Raw genomic sequence first — 16,657 nt, forward strand, 5'->3', positions numbered from 1 at the left:
CTGGGCGGTCTAGAAGGGTCAACCGAAAGGTTGGCCCTTTTTTGTGTCTTGATTTTGAGGTTTTCTCCCTCCTGTATCGACGCTGCGGCGCTCCTGAAATACCGACAAACATTCGATTGGTTGACCACTCTTCTCGTATTCCTCAGCATTCTTTGCTATTGCCAGGTCGTCGTATGGAAATGCTTGGCCAGGTTTTGCGCAGGGATGCAGCATGGAAAGTAAAACGATTCGCTGGTTGGCTGACGCGATGGCGGGTCTGGGGGCAGGTGCTGCTATTACCGGTTTTTCGACTTTGTACCTCTTGGCGGGCGACGCCACACCCAAGATGGTGTTGTTGAGCGTCACGCTGTTTGTCGCCAGTGTTGTTTGTTTTGTCTTCTCTTACGTGTGCGCAATTCAGGAGGTGGGCTAGTGAAAGCCATAATCGTTCTGTCCTGGCTGGCCTGTATGGTTTTATTGATAGCTTTCGCCATCTACCGGGGACGCAAGAAAGCAGCTTCCGATGTTCGCTCCCGGTTATCGGATCGCGAGTTACTCAATCAGGCGACAACCGAACTCCAGGCCCTCCGGGCGGAGGTCCGTCATCTCGGCAGGCAAATCGAGGAAAAGTCCGGAGGTTGACTGGGGAGGTGCCCTGCTGCTCGCAATGAGCTTGAGGGCGCCAGGATTCTCCCGAATATCCGGCGCCCCGCACTGACTCCGTTACTCCGCCTGACGATTCTGTCGGGCATCGATAAACGGCACCGCGCCGTCTGGCAGTACCGTCGTCGGCAACACGCCGTTCCAGCGCTCGGCCTTGGTCAATTCCACCAGGTTCTGGTTGCTCGCCAGGGCCTGGGCGCGGGCCTTGATCGCTTCGGCTTCGGCGCGGCCGCGCAGTTCTGTGGCCTGGGCATCGGCCTTGGCCTGGGCCAGTTGCGCGTCGGCTTCGGCCTGGGCCTGGGTCACGCGGATCTGCGCCTGGACCTGTTCGGTCGCCAGTTGCTGTTCGCGGGTCTTGACCTGGACTTCGGCGGCCATGCGCGCCTCGATGGCTTTTTCATAGGCGTCGCTGAAGTCGATGTTCTCGACTTGCACGCTGTCGATCATCACTGGGCCCGCCACGGCCTTCTTGATGGCGGCGGAAATGTCGTTGACCAGCTGGACACGGTTCTGCACCGCGGCGACCGCGTTGAACTGGCCGAAGACATTCTCGACCTGGGTAGGCACCTGGCGGCTGATCAGTCGGTCGCGCACGCCGTCGATGTCCTTGAACTGGGTGTATACCTTGGCGACATCGGAGGGCGCGACGTGCCAGGAAACCGAGACCTTGAGCTGGGCCGATTGCTGGTCCTTGCTGTAGGCCTGGAGGTTCTCATAAGCCGACACCTGGCTCTGGGTGCTGATCAGCTTGACCGTCTCGATAAAGGGTGTCTTGAACGACAGGCCGGGGTCCACCACGCCGACCAGCGCGCCATTTCTCAGCAGTACGCCACGCTCTGTTTCATCCACGGTGTACCAGCTGCCGAAAAACACCACGACAAGGCCCAGTGCCGCTGCACCGCCAATCACGCTACCGATCATATTACGGGTCATAGTTCGTTCCTTTGAGCGGCGGGAAAACACATCCCTGGATACGCTGCCTGAATGCTCAGGGCGCGTCCCGCCAGCATGGCCAAGAGTTCTGGAGGCCGCCTTGCCGACTGCAACGGTTCCGGGTGCCCATCGAGGTGTCCGGATCGGCGGCTCGACATGATAGCTGCGCCGCCTGTTCCGTTCTGAGAAGCGACTCCCATCCCTGAGTCTAATCGAAACGTCTTCCTGCTTTCCCTGGGGGGTAAGGGTCACTGCCTGTAACAGTGATGGACATCGCCCGTTTCTTGTCTTTGCCTGTTTTCTGTCTTGAGGGCGGGTGCGCACCACGACAGTTCGTGGTGCGCCAAAAGTGCCCGGTCTGTCTGCTTTTTTCTCCCTGTCATGATGCTCGATCTGTCTATGTCGAGGTTTCCAAATAGGAAACTAATCGTTTGAATAGGTTGTTCAATTTGCATCTAGATACCTTGAAATGGCGAGCTTTAAGGATATTCGTCTTCATTTTTTCCATATTTTATTGGGCTTGTAATTAGTTGGATCGATTTTTGCTATGTTCAATTCAAGTTGTCTAATTGGAAACTCAAGGATCGTCCAATGCCTAGCAAGAAAATCGAAATGCCGGAGGCCGAAGCTGTCACTGGCTCATCGGGCAGCACCGACCCGTTCAACGTCGGCAGTCGTTTGCGGGCGCTGCGCCAGGCCAAGGGCATGCTGATCGATGAGGTGGCGCAGAAGGTCGGCGTCAGCAAATCCTTTATCAGTCGTTTCGAGCGCGACACGGTGCAGGCTTCGGTGGCGACCTTGTTGCGTATCTGCGAAGCCATCGGCATCAAGCCGGGCGAACTGTTCGAGCCGCCGTCCACCCGCTTTGTCGCGGCCGGGCAGGGCGCGCCGATCAGCCTGGGTGGCGAGGGCATGCGCGAGTACCTGATCTGTGGAGCCGGCAACGAACACATGATGGCGCTCTATTCGGTGATCGAGCCGGGCGGCGGTTCCGGTACCGAACCCTATTCGATCAAGGCTGCCGCCGACCTGGTGCATGTCCAGAGCGGCTGCCTGGAGATGCGTGTCGCCGAGGAAACCTACCTGCTGCGAGCCGGCGACACCCTGACCTTCGCCCCCAGCGATCCGCACACCTGGGTCAACCCGTCGAAGGATGAAGTGTGCACGGCGTTGTGGGTCATCGTGCCGCCGCCGGCCTGACCCCGCTGATCTTTCTTTCCCACAGGCATGAGGAGCGAATCGATGTACAAGCTGGCAGTGACCGATCTGCATAAAAGCTACGGCGACCACCAGGTGATCAAGGGCGTCAGTCTTTCCGCCCGTTCCGGCGACGTAGTGAGCATCATCGGCTCCAGTGGTTCGGGCAAGAGCACCTTCCTGCGTTGCATCAATCTGTTGGAGCAGCCCAGCGCCGGGACCATCCAGGTCAACGGCGAGTTGCTCGATACCCGTCGCGATCGGCGCAGCGGTGCGTTGCGGGCCCGGGACCCGGTGCAGTTGCAGCGCATGCGCGGGCGCCTGGCGATGGTGTTCCAGAATTTCTGCCTGTGGTCGCACATGACCGTGCTGGAAAATGTCATGGAGGCGCCGATGTACGTGCACGGCCTGAGCAAGGCCGAAGCCCGTGAGCGCGGTGAGGCCTATCTGCACAAGGTCGGCCTGACGCCCGCTTGTCATGGCCAGTACCCCGCGCACCTTTCCGGCGGCCAGCAGCAGCGCGTGGCGATTGCCCGGGCGCTGTGCATGGAGCCCGAAGTGATGCTGTTCGACGAGCCGACTTCGGCTCTCGATCCCGAGCGGGTTGGCGAGGTGCTCAAGGTCATGCAGACCCTGGCCGAGGAGGGCCGGACCATGGTGGTGGTGACCCACGAGATGGGGTTCGCACGGCATCTGTCGACCCAGGCGTTGTTCCTGCATCAGGGGCGCATCGAGGAGCAGGGCACGCCGGCGCAGTTGTTCGAGCAGCCGCGCAGCGAACGCCTGCGGCAATTTCTTTCCGGTCGCCTGAAATAGGAGGCTGCCATGTCCCGAGTGATGAACGAAGCCCCACCGGTCCTGGACCGTATCGATACCGCGATTCTCGACATCCTGCGCGACGAAGGCCGGATCACCTACCAGGAGCTCTCCGAGCGGGTGCACCTGACGCCGCGGCCGTGCCTTGAACGGGTACGCAAGCTGGAGAGGCTCGGGGTGATCCGCGGCTATGGCGCGATGATCGACCTGCCACGGCTGTCGTCCGGTGTTTCGCTGCTGGTCATGGTGGCGCTTTCCAACCAGAACGGCCGGACCGCACAGCGCGCTTTCGAGGCGAAGATGCGCGAAAGCCGTGAGGTGATCGAGTGCCAGTTGGTCAGTGGGGCCTTCGACTATTGCCTGCGCATGCATTGCCGGGATCTGGAGCATTACCGGGTGCTGACGGAGCAATGGTTCAACGATGTCGAGTTGCATATCGACCGTCTGGTCAGTCATCCGACCCTGGCCAGCGTAAAGCAATCCGTCGTCCCCGCCAGTGCTTTTCTGCCCTGATCCGGAGGTCGTGAAGCCCCAGCCGAAGCCGCTGCGGCCCGCTCGGGAAAACAGCCGTATCCCGTGCGACAGCCGGCGTTTACGACGGATAGAACCAGGGCTCCGACGTTAGCCTTTAACCCTGAAAAGACGCTGTTTCAACAGCGCTGCCATGCCGCTGTTCAACACTGCCGAACCTACGACCCACCCATAGGACGCACTCATGAACCGTTTATCCACGCTGTTGTTCGCTTCCCTCTCGATGGCAGTCGCCGGTGGCGCCCTGGCAGAGCCGATCACCATTGCCACCGACGCGACGTTCCCGCCCTTCGAATCGGTGGACGGTTCCGGCAAACTGGTCGGTTACGACGTCGAGCTGGCCCAGGCCGTCTGCGATGCCGCCAAGCTCGATTGCAAGATCATCAACGCGGCCTGGGATGGCATGATTCCCGGCCTGATCAGCAACAAGTACGACGCGCTGATCTCGCAACTCACCGTCACCCAGGCGCGGCGCAAGATCCTTGCCTTCAGTGATATCTACGACCACCCGGTGTTCCGTTTCGTCGCGCACAAGGGCGCCAACCTGACCATCTCGCCCGAAGGTCTCAAGGGCAAGGTGATCGCGGTCCAGACGGGCACACCGATGGACGCCTACGTCACCAAGAACTACCCCCAGAGCACCATCAAGCGCTATGACAGCGGCAGCGCGCCTTATCTCGAACTGAGCAGCGGGCGGGCCGACGTGCACATGAGTTATCAGGCCCAGATCACCCACAGCTTCCTCAAGGGCGACAACGGCAAGGACTTCGAACTGGTCGGTCCGCTGTTCACCGGCAAGGATGCACCCGAGTTCGGCGAAGGCGTGGCGATTGCCATCAACAAGAACAACGAGACCTTGCTCAAGCAGATCAACGAAGGTCTTGGCGAAGTGCGTGACAGCGGCAAGCTCGACGCCCTCAATCGCAAATACTTCGACGCGCAGTAACGCCCATGTTGACCGACTACATCGGCAGTGTCCTGAGCGCGGGTTGGATCACCTTCCAGCTGGCCCTGGTTTCGCTGGTCCTGGCAGTGGTCCTGGGCCTGGCCGGGGCGCTGTGCAAGCGTTCGGAGCATCGGCTGTTAAGGGTGCTGGCGGAGATCTACACCACCCTGGTGCGGGGGATTCCCGACCTGGTGCTCATGCTGTTGATGTTCTACAGCCTGCCGGCACTGCTCAACCAATGGATCGGTGCGGCGGGCGGCAGGTACTCCGTCGATCCGAGCCCGTTCCTGTCCGGTTCGCTGACACTGGGGGTGATTTTCGGCGCCTACATGACCGAGACCTTTCGCGGCGCGTTGGAGGGGATTCCCCAGGGGCAGCTGGAAGCGGCCCAGGCCTATGGCCTGGGGCGGGTGAAGACCTTGCGCAGTATCATCCTGCCGCAGATGGTGCGCCTGGCCTTGCCCGGTTTCACCAATAACTGGCTGGTGCTGGTCAAGGCCACCGCGCTGGTGTCGCTGATCGGCCTGCAGGACATCATGTTCCGCGCCAAGGGGGCTGCCGAAGCCACCGGCAAGCCCTTCACCTTCTATCTGTTGGCGGGCGGCTTCTATCTGCTGATCGCGGTGCTGTCGTTGATCCTCGTTGGCTGGCTGGGTAAACGTTACTCGCAGGGCGTTCGGGAGTTGGCGCGATGAATTGGGATGTGATCTACGACAACCTGGACCTCTACGCCCAGGGCCTGCAACTGACCTTGCTGCTGACCGTGGTCGCGCTGGGTGTCAGCTTCTTCCTCGCCCTGGCGCTGGCGGTGGCCCGCAATACGGCCAACCCGCTGCTGCGCAACGGCGTGGCGGCCTACACCCTGGTGTTTCGCGGGACGCCGCTGCTGATCCAGCTGTTCCTCATCTACTACGGTCTGGCCCAGTTCGATCTGCTGCGTGGCAGTGTGTTGTGGACCTGGCTGTCCAACCCGCTGTTCTGTGTGTTGCTGGCCTTTATCCTCAACACCACGGCCTACACCACGGAAATCTTCGCTGGCGGGCTGCGTCATCTGCCGCCCGGCGAGGTCGAGGCGGCGCGGGCCTATGGCATGACGCCCTGGACCCTGCTGCGGCGAATCCTGTTGCCGGCGATGCTGACCCGGACTCTGTCGCTGTACGGCAACGAGACCATCATGATGTTGCACGCGACTTCCCTGGCCAGCACGGTGACCCTGATGGAGATTACCGGTGTGGCGCGCAACATCACTCTCAATCACTACATCCAGTTCGAACCCTATGTCACCGCGGGAGGGCTGTACCTGGTCCTGACGATGGTGCTGGTCCTGGCTTTCCGTTTCGCGCAGCAGCGCTGGGCGAGCTATCTGCAGCCGCGTCGGGGCTGAGCCCGTCAACCCGCGCACTTTTGTCCAAATCATCAGGAGGCATCTGCCATGACTACTCGCGACAAGCGTCAATTCGATCTTCTGGGCGTTCCCTTCGACGGCGAGTCCACACTCGGCTGGCCGGGCTCGCGCTTCGCCCCGGCACGGGTGCGGGAAAGCGCCAAGTGGATCAACATGCGGATCCAGGACGGTAAGGTCTACTGCCTGGAGACTGACAGTTTCATGGAGGTCGGCGAACATCTGCTGGTGGATCGTGGCGACGTCGCGGTGGTGCCCCATGACACCCAGAAAACCTTTCTGGCCACGAGCGAGGCGGTCCGCCAATCGATCCAGGCCGGCCGGGTGCCGGTGGTCATCGGCGGTGACGACAGCCTGCTGTTTCCCGTGGCCCAGGGTGTCTGCCAGGCCTTGGAAGGACGTATCGGCGTGATTCATTTCGACGCCCACCTGGACCTGATGGACGACAGCGTCAAGCAGGGGCGCTTCAGCCAGTCGAGCGGTATGCGTCGGGCCCTGGAACTGGAGCAGATCCAGGCGACGGACTGCATCCAGGTCTGCGAACGACATTTCAACTTCCCGGCCTCGGGTCGCTTCAAGCATGACAACGACCTGATCCACCTCAGTGCGCGCGAAGTGCTACGGCTCGGCCCACAAGCCACGGTCGAGCGTATTCTCGAACGGGTCAAGGGCGCTGACCATCTGTTCCTGTCGTTCGATATCGATGCCATCGACCCGGCCTTTGCGCCCGGAGCCGGTGCCCACGAACCGGGCGGTATCAGTTCGGCCGAAGCGCTGGAGATGGTCGAATTGCTCGCGCCACACTGTGCGGCGATGGCTATTACCGAGGTCAACCCGACCACCGATGTGGGTGATATGACATCGACCCTGGCGGCATACCTGGCGTTCTCCTTTGCGGTATACGGCAGCCAGGCACAGCGCTGACTTTCATGAAGCTCCGGGGCAGTGACGGGGACCTTGCGTTTTCACGTCGTCTTTACAAGACCGCGGGTGTCGGGTGGAACTCGTTCCGGCGAAGCGAGTCATAGCTATGTGCCATCTTGGCACTTCACAAGGACGCCCAGTGATGCTCGCTCGCTTCAAACCCTCCTTTGCGATTCCCCCGGCAGGCCTGTTCCTGCTTCTGTTCAGCGGCCTGGCGCTTGCGGCCCAGGCGGCGGTAGAGGTCGATAGCCTGAGCGCCGGGGGCTCTGATCCTATCGCTGCAACTCATCGTGGTGCGGGTGAGTACACGTTGCGCAATGCCAGTTTCACGGTGGGTGACCTGCAGAAGATGCAGGACCAGCAGCAGCGCAATACCGCTGAACTGGAGAAGCTGAAGAGGACCATCAACGATCAAGCCCGAACCATCGAAGAGCTCAAGCGCGGTTCCGGATCAAGCTCCAGTTCGAGTTCCAGCGAGCTGTCGAGCCTCAAGCGTGATGTCGGTGATCAGGGGCGCGACCTGGACAACCTGAAACGCAAGGTTGAGGACTTGAGCCGGAAGGTGAAGTGACAACGGGTCCACCTGCGCCGATCAGGAGGCTGTTGCCGGCTTCTTCGGGCGGCGGTTTCTTGTGGTCTTGGTTCCCGTTGCCTTGCGCTTCTTCTTCCACGGTGCCGCGCCTTGCCCGGCCATTGCGGCGGGCATGCTGATCTGCAATTTCAGCTCGACACAGCGCCCCACCTGCTTGCTCATCCACGCCGCCTGCTTGGCGACAAACTCTTCCAGGCTCATCTCGCCGCTCTGCACCATGTCCAGCGCCTGTTCCCAGATCGCCGTGGTACCCGGGTCGGCAATCGCCCGTGGTACCGCGTCGATCAGGCTGAAAGCCGCCGGGGTCGCAGACAGGCTTTTGCCGTGCTTGACCAGGTACTGCCGATCCAGCAGGCCCTGGATGATGCCGGCACGGGTAGCTTCGGTGCCGATGCCGGTGGTGTCCTTGAGCTTCTGCTTGAGGCGCGGGTCTTCCACATACCGGGCGACGTTTTTCATCGCCTTGATCAGGTCGCCTTCGGTAAAGGGCTTCGGTGGCTGGGTCCACAGGTCCTTGAGCTCGACCCGGTTGACCATGCATTCGCTGCCTTCACGCAATGCCGGCAGGGCCTGTGGCTCCGGGGCCTCGCGTCCCTTGGCCGGCGCCAGGGCCTCGGGCAGCGCCCGTTTCCAGCCGGGCTCGACAATCTGTTTGCCCACCGCCCGCAGTGCCTGCGCCGCGCAATCGAAATCGGCCTGGGTACGGTCGTATTCGTGGTTGGGCAGGAACTGCGCCAGGTAACGCGCACGAATCAGGGTATAGACCGCCCGTGGCTTGCCTTGCAGTCGGTCGAGGCCGGCCCCGCTGCCTGTCGGGATGATGCCGTGGTGGGCGGTGACCTTGGCATCGTTCCAGGCCCGCGAGCGTCGCGTCGGATCGAGATACGGCGCCAGTTTTTCCAGGCCCGGATCGGCCCGTTCGAGTGCCGCCAGGACCCGTCCGGCATCAGCGTGCTGGCTCAGTGGTAGAAAACCGCAATCGCTGCGCGGGTAGGTAATGACCTTGTGGGTTTCGTACAGCGCCTGCGCGATATCCAGGGTTTCCTGGGCGCCCAGCCCGAGCCTTTTCGAACACACTTCCTGCAGGGTACCGAGATCGAAGGGCAGGGGCGCCGGCTCGCGAATCCGCTCGGTCTTGAGCTTGATCACCGTGGCGCCGGAGGCCGCGCCCATGGCGCTTGCCGCCTGTTGTGCCAGGGCCTGGTTCAGGCAGCGATCCTGGTCGTCGCAGGCATCCTGGGGCGCGCGCCATTGGGCGACAAAGGGCTGGCCGTCATGCAGCAGGTGCACGTCGATGGCCCAGTAGGCCACCGGTACGAAGTCGGCGATGCTGCGGTCACGGTCCACCACCAGGCGCAAGGTCGGTGTCTGCACCCGGCCGACCGGCAGCACGCCCTGATAGCCGGACTGGCGCCCGAGCAGGGTGAACAGGCGGCTCATGTTCATCCCGATCAGCCAGTCGGCCCGCGATCGGCCCAGGGCCGAGTGATAGAGCGTGAAGGTTTCGCCACCCGGCTTGAGGGCCGCCAGCGCCTTGCGGATCGAGGCATCGTCCAGCGCCGACAGCCACAGGCGCTGGATCGGCCCGCGATAGCGGCAATGTTCCACCAGCTCGCGGGCGATCATTTCTCCTTCGCGGTCGGCGTCGGTGGCGATCACCAGTTCCCGTGCCTCGCCCAGCAGGCGCTTGACCGCCTTGTACTGGCTGGCGGTCTTGGGCTTGACCTGCATCTTCCATTTTTCCGGGACGATGGGCAGGTCGGCCAGCACCCAGCGTTTATAGCGGGCATCGTAGGCATCCGGCGGGGCGGTTTCCAGCAGATGGCCGATGCACCAGGTAACGGTGGCATTCGGGCCCACCCAGCAGCCGTCACCACGGCGCGTGGCACCGAGCACGGCGGCAATGTCTTTGGCCTGGGAGGGCTTCTCGCAGAGGAACAACCGCATAACCACCTTGTTTCATTCAGGGCCTGGCAAGGCCTACAGAATGCTCAGAGTTGGCGCGTCGGGCAACCTTTATCTGTATGAATATACAGCTAAAGGTTGCCATGCAGGCAGCGAAGCGCCGGGTTGCCCGGCAGAGACCGCGATAATCATCGATCAGGGCGATAAATAAGCTGGAAAATAAATCGCTAATATTCAGGTTGTTTGCGCTCTAGATTAGAGTCGGTACACCGGATTCGATGGGCCGGCAGGCAATGGAACACTTTTCTTCACCCGAGGCGACGCCATGATTACCTTCAAGCAACTGGAAGCCATCTACTGGATCGTCGAGCTGGGCAGTTTCGAATCGGCCTCGCTGAAGCTGAACATGTCCCAGTCGGCGATTTCCAAGCGTGTCCAGGAGTTGGAAGATGCCTTTGACGTGCCGATTTTTGACCGTTCGAAACGCAGCGCGCGCCTGACGGAGAAGGGCACCGAACTCTTCGAACACGCGGCCGAGATGCTCCGCCAGCGCGATTACCTGCTGGAGCGCATCAGTTCGCGGGAGGTGCTGGTCCGGCGTTTTCGCCTCGGTGTGACCGAACTGACGGCCCTGACCTGGTTGCCGGCCCTGGTGGAGCAGATTCGCCAAGCCTACCCCAAGGTGCTGCTGGAGCCCTCGGTCGAGCTGAGTTCCGAGTTGTTCAAGAAACTGGAGAACGATCAGCTCGATCTGATCATCGTGCCCGATGTCTTCGACGATGCGCGTTTTATTGCCACGCCGCTGAAGACCGTGGAAAACGCCTGGATGTGCGCGCCGGCCCTGTATCGCGAATCGGCGCCGATGGAGCTGCAGTCGTTGTCCGACTACACCGTGCTGACCCAGGGCGGCAGTTCGGGGACCGGGCTGGTCTACGAGCGCTGGTTGGCCCAGCACGATGTGCGCCTCAATCGCACCCTGATCAGCAACTACCTGGTGGCCCAGATCGGCCTGACCATCTCCGGCGTGGGCATCAGCTATCTGCCCCGGCTGTGCCTGGCGCCTTTGATCGCCAAGGGTCGCCTGCGGATCATCGAGACCTATCCGGAGCTGCCGCAGATCCGTTATGCCGCGGTGCACCGGGCGGACCGCCTGCAGGGCCTGAGCGTCGAAGTGGCACGCCTGGCGCACCAGTGCTGTGATTTCGGCCACCTGCTGTTGCAGGCGTGAGCCGGCTGGACCCTTCCCGTCGCGTTTTCAGGCGGCGGATCCGGCGGCGTGCTCTTTCACTGCCAGCGCCTGTACCAGGAAATCGATGAACGCCCGGGTCTTCTGCGGCACCCGGCGCGCCGAGGCGTACACCGCATTGATGCTGATCGGCGGTGCCTGCCATTCACACAGCACTGGAACCAGGCGCCCCGCGGCCAGGGCATCCTCGACGATAAAGTCGGGTAGCAGGGCGATACCCATGCCGGCCTCGGCGGCCTGGGCCAGCAGGTCGCCGTTGTTCGCGTGCAGCGGGCCGGTGACCGTGACCCGCTGGGTTTCCTTGCCATTGCTCAGTTGCAGGCTGACGCCGCTTTGCAGATAGCCATAGTTCAGGCACTGGTGAGCACTCAGCTCACGGGGCGTGGCGGGAGTGCCGGCCCGTTCCAGGTAGCTGGGGGATGCGACCATGATGCGCGGGGCCGGGGCCAGCAGTTTGGCGACCATGGACGAGTCCGGCAGGCTGGCGATACGGATGGTCACGTCGAAGCCACCCTTGACCGGATCCACCTGCTGGTCGCTGAGCACCAGTTGCAGCTCCACGTTTGGATGTTGTTGGTGAAACACCGGGATCAGGGGGCCCAGTCGGCGCAGGCCGAAGGACATCGGCGCATTGACTCGCAACACCCCGCGCAGCTCGCCGATGCCGTCGCGGGCACGCTGCTCGGCTTCGTCCAGCGAGGCCAGTAGTTCGCGGGCCGCCTCGAAGTACTCCGCGCCAGCTTCGGTCAGGTGCAGGCTGCGGGTGGTGCGCAGCAGCAATTGCACGCCAATGGCTTCTTCCAGGGCCTGGATCTGCTTGCTGACTTTCGAGCGCGGCACCTCCATCGCCCGTGCCGCCGCCGCGAAGCCGTTTGCCCCAACCGTGGCGACAAACGCCCGCATGCACTCGATGCGATCCATGATTGTCCCTTAAATAGAATCAATGATTCTCGATTTTAGGGAATTGTCCCGATTTTATCCAGACCCTAAAGTTCGTTCCAAGCCGGCAGCACATACCTCCAAGCGGAGCACGCGCCGAGCTGACAGATTACCCGGACCCTCTCAGCCAAAAGGAACTCGCCATGTCCATTCGTGAATTGCTCAACCCGACCAACTCCGCCCTGATCCTGATCGACCACCAGCCGCAGATGTCCTTCGGCGTTCAATCGATCGACCGCCAGACCCTGAAGAACAACACCGTGGGCCTGGCCAAGTCGGCGAAGATCTTCAACGTGCCGACTATCTATACCTCGGTCGAGACCGAAAGCTTCAGCGGCTACATCTGGCCGGAACTGCTGGCGGTCAATCCGGGTGTTCAACCCATCGAACGCACTTCGATGAACTCCTGGGAAGACAATAAGTTCGTCGAGGCGGTCAAGGCCACCGGGCGCAAGAAACTGATCATGGCCGCGCTGTGGACCGAGGTCTGCCTGAACTTCCCCGCCCTGGAGGCGCTGGCCGAAGGCTACGAGGTATATATCGTCACCGACGCTTCCGGCGGCACCACCCAGGAAGCCCACGACATGTCCGTGCAACGGATGATCCAGGCCGGGGCGGTGCCGGTGACCTGGCAGCAGGTGTTGCTCGAGTTCCAGCGCGATTGGGCCCACAAGGAAACCTATGACGCGGTGATGGAACTGGTGCGCGAACACAGCGGCGCCTACGGCATGGGCGTGGACTACGCCTACACCATGGTGCACAAGGCACCGCAGCGTCAGGTCAAGTAATGGAGCGGGGCGGGTGTGCCGGTCACATCCGCCCCGTCGGCTTTGCACAGGCAGGTGGAATCACTCATGAATATCGAATTGGCCGACGGCGTGGTCACCTTGCTGGTGCGGCATCGGATCAGGCAGGGCGGGGACCAGGCGTACGAAGCCTGGCTGCGCCAGATCATCGCCAGGGCGCGCAGTTATCCCGGGCATCTGGGAATCGACGTGGTACGTGGGCACAGCGGTGGACTGGCACTGTTCACCAGCGTGCTGCGGTTTGCCAGCACCGAGCAGTTGCAGGTCTGGCTGGATTCCGACGACCGTCGCGAACTGGTCGACCAGGCCCGTTCTCTACTGGCTGATGGCGATCAGACGGAAATCAACGACGACCGTGAGTTCTGGTTCACGCCGGCGCAAGCGGATACGCCTGCACCGCCACCGCGCTGGAAACAGGCCTGCGTGACCTTCCTGGTGATTTTGCCGCTGACGTTCCTGGTGCCGCAGGTGTGGAAGCCGGTGTTCGGGCTGTTGCCCTGGCTGGGCGGGTACGTGCAGGCCAATGTGCTGATTACCCTGAGCATCGTCCTGCTGGTGGTCTATGTCTTCATGCCGCGGGTGACGCGTCTGTTCAGTCGTTGGCTGCAACCGCGGCGGGCGGGCTGATCCAGGGCCCGGACCGTGGAAAAAGCATAAAAAACCCGACAGCCTGTGTCGGGTTTTTTCATGGGGGCGAGGGTGTTACTTGCGACCACCCAGTGCGCCGCCGGCCGCGCCGCCCAGGCCCGCGCCAATCGCCGCGCCGGTGCTGCCGCCAAGCTTGTTGCCCAACAGCGAACCGCCTGCCGCACCCAGGCCGCCACCGAGGGCAGCCTTGGTCTTCTTGCCTTTCTTGGCTGCCACGGCACCGCCGGCCGCGCCGCCCAGGCCTGCACCAATGGCTGCGCCGGTGCTGCCGCCCATCTGCTGACCGACCACGTTGCCCAGGACGCCACCCAAGCCACCGCCGACCGCCGCCTGGGTACCGCCAGCAGCCATGGCGCCTTGGGCAAACAGGGCGCTGAGCGCCAGGACGGTAAGTGCTTTACGCATGTTGCGAACCTCGAAATAAATGGAGCGCCAATTGTCGCCGGGCGCGGGCAGCGACGCAAACGCTGTTGAGGGGCTGCGCGGGTTTATATTTTTTCTCGCCCGCGGAACTTTCCGGTTTCGAGAAAAGCTGCAGTATCACTGAATAAAAACCGTCGCCGGGTTGTTATCTGTATATGTGCCGCTCATCGGATCCTCTATTTCCAGAATTATTGTGTGCCTTTATCTCTGAATGCTCCTTGGCCGTTTCCCGCGGCCTTTTTTATTTATTTCGACCATCAAGGCGAACTGCTTTGGTGCAAACAGGTTGTCGATTCGGTTGGTTGAACCAAAACAGTGCTCTTCTTTGCCCGGACTTGATCGATAACCAGAAAAAACCTGTGGTTATTGAAGGGGTTAGGATGAATTTTATGTGAAATGATGCTCCAAATATCTTGTTACAAGTTTCGGCGTTCAGTTAATATAGCCCTGCGTTCACCTACCACGGTTTATGCATTTTTAAGCCCCAAGCGTCCATCAGCCGCTTGGGCTTTTTTTTGTCTGGAGTTTTTCCGGATTAGAGTGGCCACCCTGTTTGGGCCGTGCAGCAAGCCGAGATGGGTGGCGCATTTTGAAGTGCTCGGCGATGAGCTGTTGATTGGTTGTGCCGAACAGCAATAGGGTAATTGCGCGATTGATGACAACGCATGCCAGACGGTTTCTTCGGATGACACACGAACGGGTCAGAGGTTGCTGATCAGCTCCCGCACGCGGTTGGCCAGGTCGTCGAGGGCAAACGGCTTGGCCATTACCTGCATGCCGGGCGCCAGGTCACCGTTGCCGATCACCGAGCTTTCGGCATAACCGGTGACGAACAGCACCTTGAGCCCGGGCCGTGTGCGCCGGGCCAGTTCCGCCAACTGGCGGCCATTCATGCCGCCCGGCAGGCCGACATCACTGACCAGCAGGTCGATGCGGATCGGTGACTGCAGGATCTTCAACCCGGCCACCCCGTCGCTGGCTTCCAGCACCTTGTAGCCACGTTCCTCCAGCAGTTCGACTTCCAGCATGCGTACCTGCGGTTCATCGTCGACCACCAGCACCGTTTCGCCGGCGGTGGCCTGCAAGGAGGGCGGTGGCGAGTGGCGGACGCCCGGCTCGTCGGCCTCGGCAAAGTGACGCGGCAGGTAGAGACGTACCTGGGTCCCGGCACCGGGTTGCGAGTTGATCCGTACCTGGCCGCCGGACTGCAGGGCAAAACCGTAGACCATCGACAGTCCCAGACCGGTTCCGGAGCCCAGGGGCTTGGTGGTGAAGAACGGATCGAAGGCCTTGCTCAAGACATCCGCCGACATCCCGCTGCCGCTGTCCGCGACGCTCAGGTGGACGTAGCCGCCGGGCGGCAGCTCAAGGGCCAGGGCCGATGCCGATGTGAGGTTGATATTCGCGGTTTCGATCACCAGGCGACCGCCGTCGGGCATGGCGTCGCGGGCGTTGATGCACAGGTTGAGCAGAGAGTTTTCCAGCTGGTTCTGGTCCACCAGGGTGGTCCACAGACGATCGGACAGCTTCGCCTCCAGTTGTATTGACGGGCCGACGGTGCGCCGTATCAGGTCCTCCATCCCGGTAATCAGTCGGTTGATGTGGGTGGCGCGGGAGTCGAGGGTCTGGCGTCGGGAAAAGGCCAGCAGCCGATGGGTCAGGGCCGTGGCCCGGCGCGCGGCGATCAGCGCGGCGTTGATATAGCGTTCGAGATTGTTCACCCGGCCCTGGTCGATCCGGGTCTGGAGCATCTCCAGGCTGCCGCTGATACCGGTCAACAGGTTGTTGAAGTCATGGGCCAGGCCGCCGGTCAGTTGTCCCACGGCTTCCATCTTCTGGCTCTGGCGCAGCTGTGCCTCGGCCTTGGCCAGGGCCAGGGCCTGTTCCTTGTCGAGGGTGCAGTCGCGACCCACGGCGTGGATGACCTGGTCGGACGGGCTGGAGGACCAGTTGATCCAGCGATAACCGCCATTCTTGCAGCGATAGCGGTTTTCGAAGCGTAACAGGCTGTGCCCCGAGGCGGACTGCCGGACACCTTCGACGGTGCGCTCCAGGTCATCCGGATGAATCAGGTCATACAGCGAACTGCCGAGCAGGTCGCTTTCGTTCCAGCCCAGGGTGTCGGTCCATGCGGGGTTGATGGCGATGATCTGGCCATCGAAGCTGCAGCGCAGCATGATGTCGGAGGAGAGCGTCCATAGCTGGTTGCGATCATCGGTACGGGAGGCGACCTCCTGTTCCAGCGAGGCGTTCAGTTGCTTGAGTGCGGTTTCCGCCTGGCGTCGTTCGGTAATGTCGTTGAAGAACACCGCGACCTTGTGCTCGCCCATGCTGCCGACACGGAACGCATGCACGGCGTACCAGCGTCCCAGTGCCTGGGCCTGGTTTTCAAAGCGCTGCGGCACACCGGTCAGGGCGACTTCGCCGTAGATATCGAACCAGTGCTGTTCATGGCCGGGGATCAGGTCGCGTACCCAGCGGCCCTGGGCGCCGACCAGCCCGGTCTCGCGTTCGAACGCCGGATTCATGTCGATAAAACGGTAATCCAACGCGTTGCCGGCGGCGTCGAACTTCATTTCGATGGTGCAGAAGCCCGTGTCGACAGCCTCGAACATGGTTCGATAATGCGCTTCTCGCTCGGCCAGTTGCTCGAACGTCCGGCTTCCGGAAACTTCCATGATGACCCCATGCAGGAAATAGCTGATCG

General features: G+C 61.8%; 17 protein-coding genes. 12 read left to right on the forward strand and 5 right to left on the reverse strand.

Translation table 11 applies throughout. The annotated features are described in order from the left end of the window. The first annotated feature begins 211 nt into the window (after positions 1 to 211). Positions 212 to 412: a hypothetical protein gene (locus HX851_RS13175; RefSeq protein WP_017124659.1), complete on the forward strand. Its 201-nt coding sequence runs from the start codon at positions 212 to 214 to the stop codon at positions 410 to 412. A gap of 290 nt (positions 413 to 702) precedes the next feature. Here the strand turns inward: HX851_RS13175 and HX851_RS13180 are convergent, their stop codons facing one another. Then, positions 703 to 1,575 carry an SPFH domain-containing protein gene (locus HX851_RS13180; RefSeq protein WP_177060066.1) on the reverse strand — a complete coding sequence of 291 codons (873 nt, stop codon included), beginning with the start codon at positions 1,573 to 1,575 and terminating at the stop codon, positions 703 to 705. Between the two features lie 591 nt (positions 1,576 to 2,166). On the opposite strand from HX851_RS13180, the gene HX851_RS13185 reads away from it, so the two are divergent. The 8 genes from HX851_RS13185 (at position 2,167) to HX851_RS38680 (ending at position 7,962) form a co-directional block, all read left to right on the forward strand. After that, entirely contained in the window at positions 2,167 to 2,775 is a 609-nt protein-coding gene (locus HX851_RS13185) for a helix-turn-helix domain-containing protein (protein ID WP_218170641.1), read from the forward strand. Between the two features lie 42 nt (positions 2,776 to 2,817). Next, positions 2,818 to 3,588, forward strand: a complete 771-nt coding sequence (locus tag HX851_RS13190; protein ID WP_177065634.1) for an ABC transporter ATP-binding protein — start codon at positions 2,818 to 2,820, stop codon at positions 3,586 to 3,588. Positions 3,589 to 3,597: 9 nt separating this feature from the next. Beyond that, positions 3,598 to 4,101, forward strand: a complete 504-nt coding sequence (locus HX851_RS13195; protein ID WP_256262480.1) for an Lrp/AsnC family transcriptional regulator — start codon at positions 3,598 to 3,600, stop codon at positions 4,099 to 4,101. A gap of 202 nt (positions 4,102 to 4,303) precedes the next feature. Beyond that, entirely contained in the window at positions 4,304 to 5,065 is a 762-nt protein-coding gene (locus tag HX851_RS13200) for a transporter substrate-binding domain-containing protein (RefSeq protein ID WP_177060056.1), read from the forward strand. Between the two features lie 5 nt (positions 5,066 to 5,070). Beyond that, complete coding sequence (locus HX851_RS13205) at positions 5,071 to 5,760, forward strand: ABC transporter permease (protein WP_177060054.1); 690 nt, start codon at positions 5,071 to 5,073, stop codon at positions 5,758 to 5,760. Continuing rightward, a complete protein-coding gene (locus HX851_RS13210; protein ID WP_177065635.1) occupies positions 5,757 to 6,449 on the forward strand; it encodes an ABC transporter permease in 693 nt (230 codons plus the stop codon). The genes HX851_RS13205 and HX851_RS13210 overlap by 4 nt, the downstream gene beginning before the upstream one ends. 48 nt (positions 6,450 to 6,497) lie before the next feature. After that, positions 6,498 to 7,391, forward strand: coding sequence for an arginase family protein (locus HX851_RS13215; protein ID WP_177060050.1), 894 nt, complete (start codon positions 6,498 to 6,500; stop codon positions 7,389 to 7,391). Between the two features lie 142 nt (positions 7,392 to 7,533). Beyond that, positions 7,534 to 7,962: a hypothetical protein gene (locus tag HX851_RS38680; RefSeq protein WP_256262479.1), complete on the forward strand. Its 429-nt coding sequence runs from the start codon at positions 7,534 to 7,536 to the stop codon at positions 7,960 to 7,962. A 21-nt stretch (positions 7,963 to 7,983) separates the two neighbouring features. On the opposite strand, the gene HX851_RS13225 is transcribed toward HX851_RS38680, so the two are convergent. After that, positions 7,984 to 9,930, reverse strand: coding sequence for a DNA topoisomerase III (locus tag HX851_RS13225; RefSeq protein ID WP_177065636.1), 1,947 nt, complete (start codon positions 9,928 to 9,930; stop codon positions 7,984 to 7,986). Between the two features lie 283 nt (positions 9,931 to 10,213). Here HX851_RS13225 and HX851_RS13230 point away from each other — a divergent pair, with 283 nt between their 5' ends. After that, positions 10,214 to 11,116, forward strand: coding sequence for a LysR family transcriptional regulator (locus tag HX851_RS13230; protein WP_177060046.1), 903 nt, complete (start codon positions 10,214 to 10,216; stop codon positions 11,114 to 11,116). Positions 11,117 to 11,143: 27 nt separating this feature from the next. On the opposite strand, the gene HX851_RS13235 is transcribed toward HX851_RS13230, so the two are convergent. Next, complete coding sequence (locus tag HX851_RS13235; protein ID WP_177065637.1) at positions 11,144 to 12,055, reverse strand: LysR family transcriptional regulator; 912 nt, start codon at positions 12,053 to 12,055, stop codon at positions 11,144 to 11,146. A gap of 161 nt (positions 12,056 to 12,216) precedes the next feature. Between HX851_RS13235 and HX851_RS13240 the strand changes: the two genes are divergently transcribed. Together HX851_RS13240 and HX851_RS13245 are read left to right on the forward strand one after the other, a co-directional pair. Continuing rightward, on the forward strand, positions 12,217 to 12,861 hold the full coding sequence (locus HX851_RS13240; protein WP_177060042.1) for a hydrolase: 645 nt from the start codon (positions 12,217 to 12,219) through the stop codon (positions 12,859 to 12,861). 66 nt (positions 12,862 to 12,927) lie between these two features. Beyond that, a complete protein-coding gene (locus HX851_RS13245; RefSeq protein WP_017124645.1) occupies positions 12,928 to 13,506 on the forward strand; it encodes an antibiotic biosynthesis monooxygenase in 579 nt (192 codons plus the stop codon). Positions 13,507 to 13,581: 75 nt separating this feature from the next. Here the strand turns inward: HX851_RS13245 and HX851_RS13250 are convergent, their stop codons facing one another. After that, the gene (locus HX851_RS13250; protein WP_017124644.1) at positions 13,582 to 13,932 is read right to left on the reverse strand and encodes a hypothetical protein; all 351 of its coding nucleotides are present in this window, start codon (positions 13,930 to 13,932) and stop codon (positions 13,582 to 13,584) included. 719 nt (positions 13,933 to 14,651) lie between these two features. Then, positions 14,652 to 16,628 (reverse strand): hybrid sensor histidine kinase/response regulator, encoded by a 1,977-nt coding sequence (locus HX851_RS13255; protein ID WP_042934684.1) that lies wholly within the window; start codon positions 16,626 to 16,628, stop codon positions 14,652 to 14,654. Positions 16,629 to 16,657 lie beyond the last annotated feature (29 nt).

The organism is Pseudomonas gingeri, from assembly GCF_013385635.1.
Lineage (GTDB): Bacteria > Pseudomonadota > Gammaproteobacteria > Pseudomonadales > Pseudomonadaceae > Aquipseudomonas > Aquipseudomonas gingeri_A.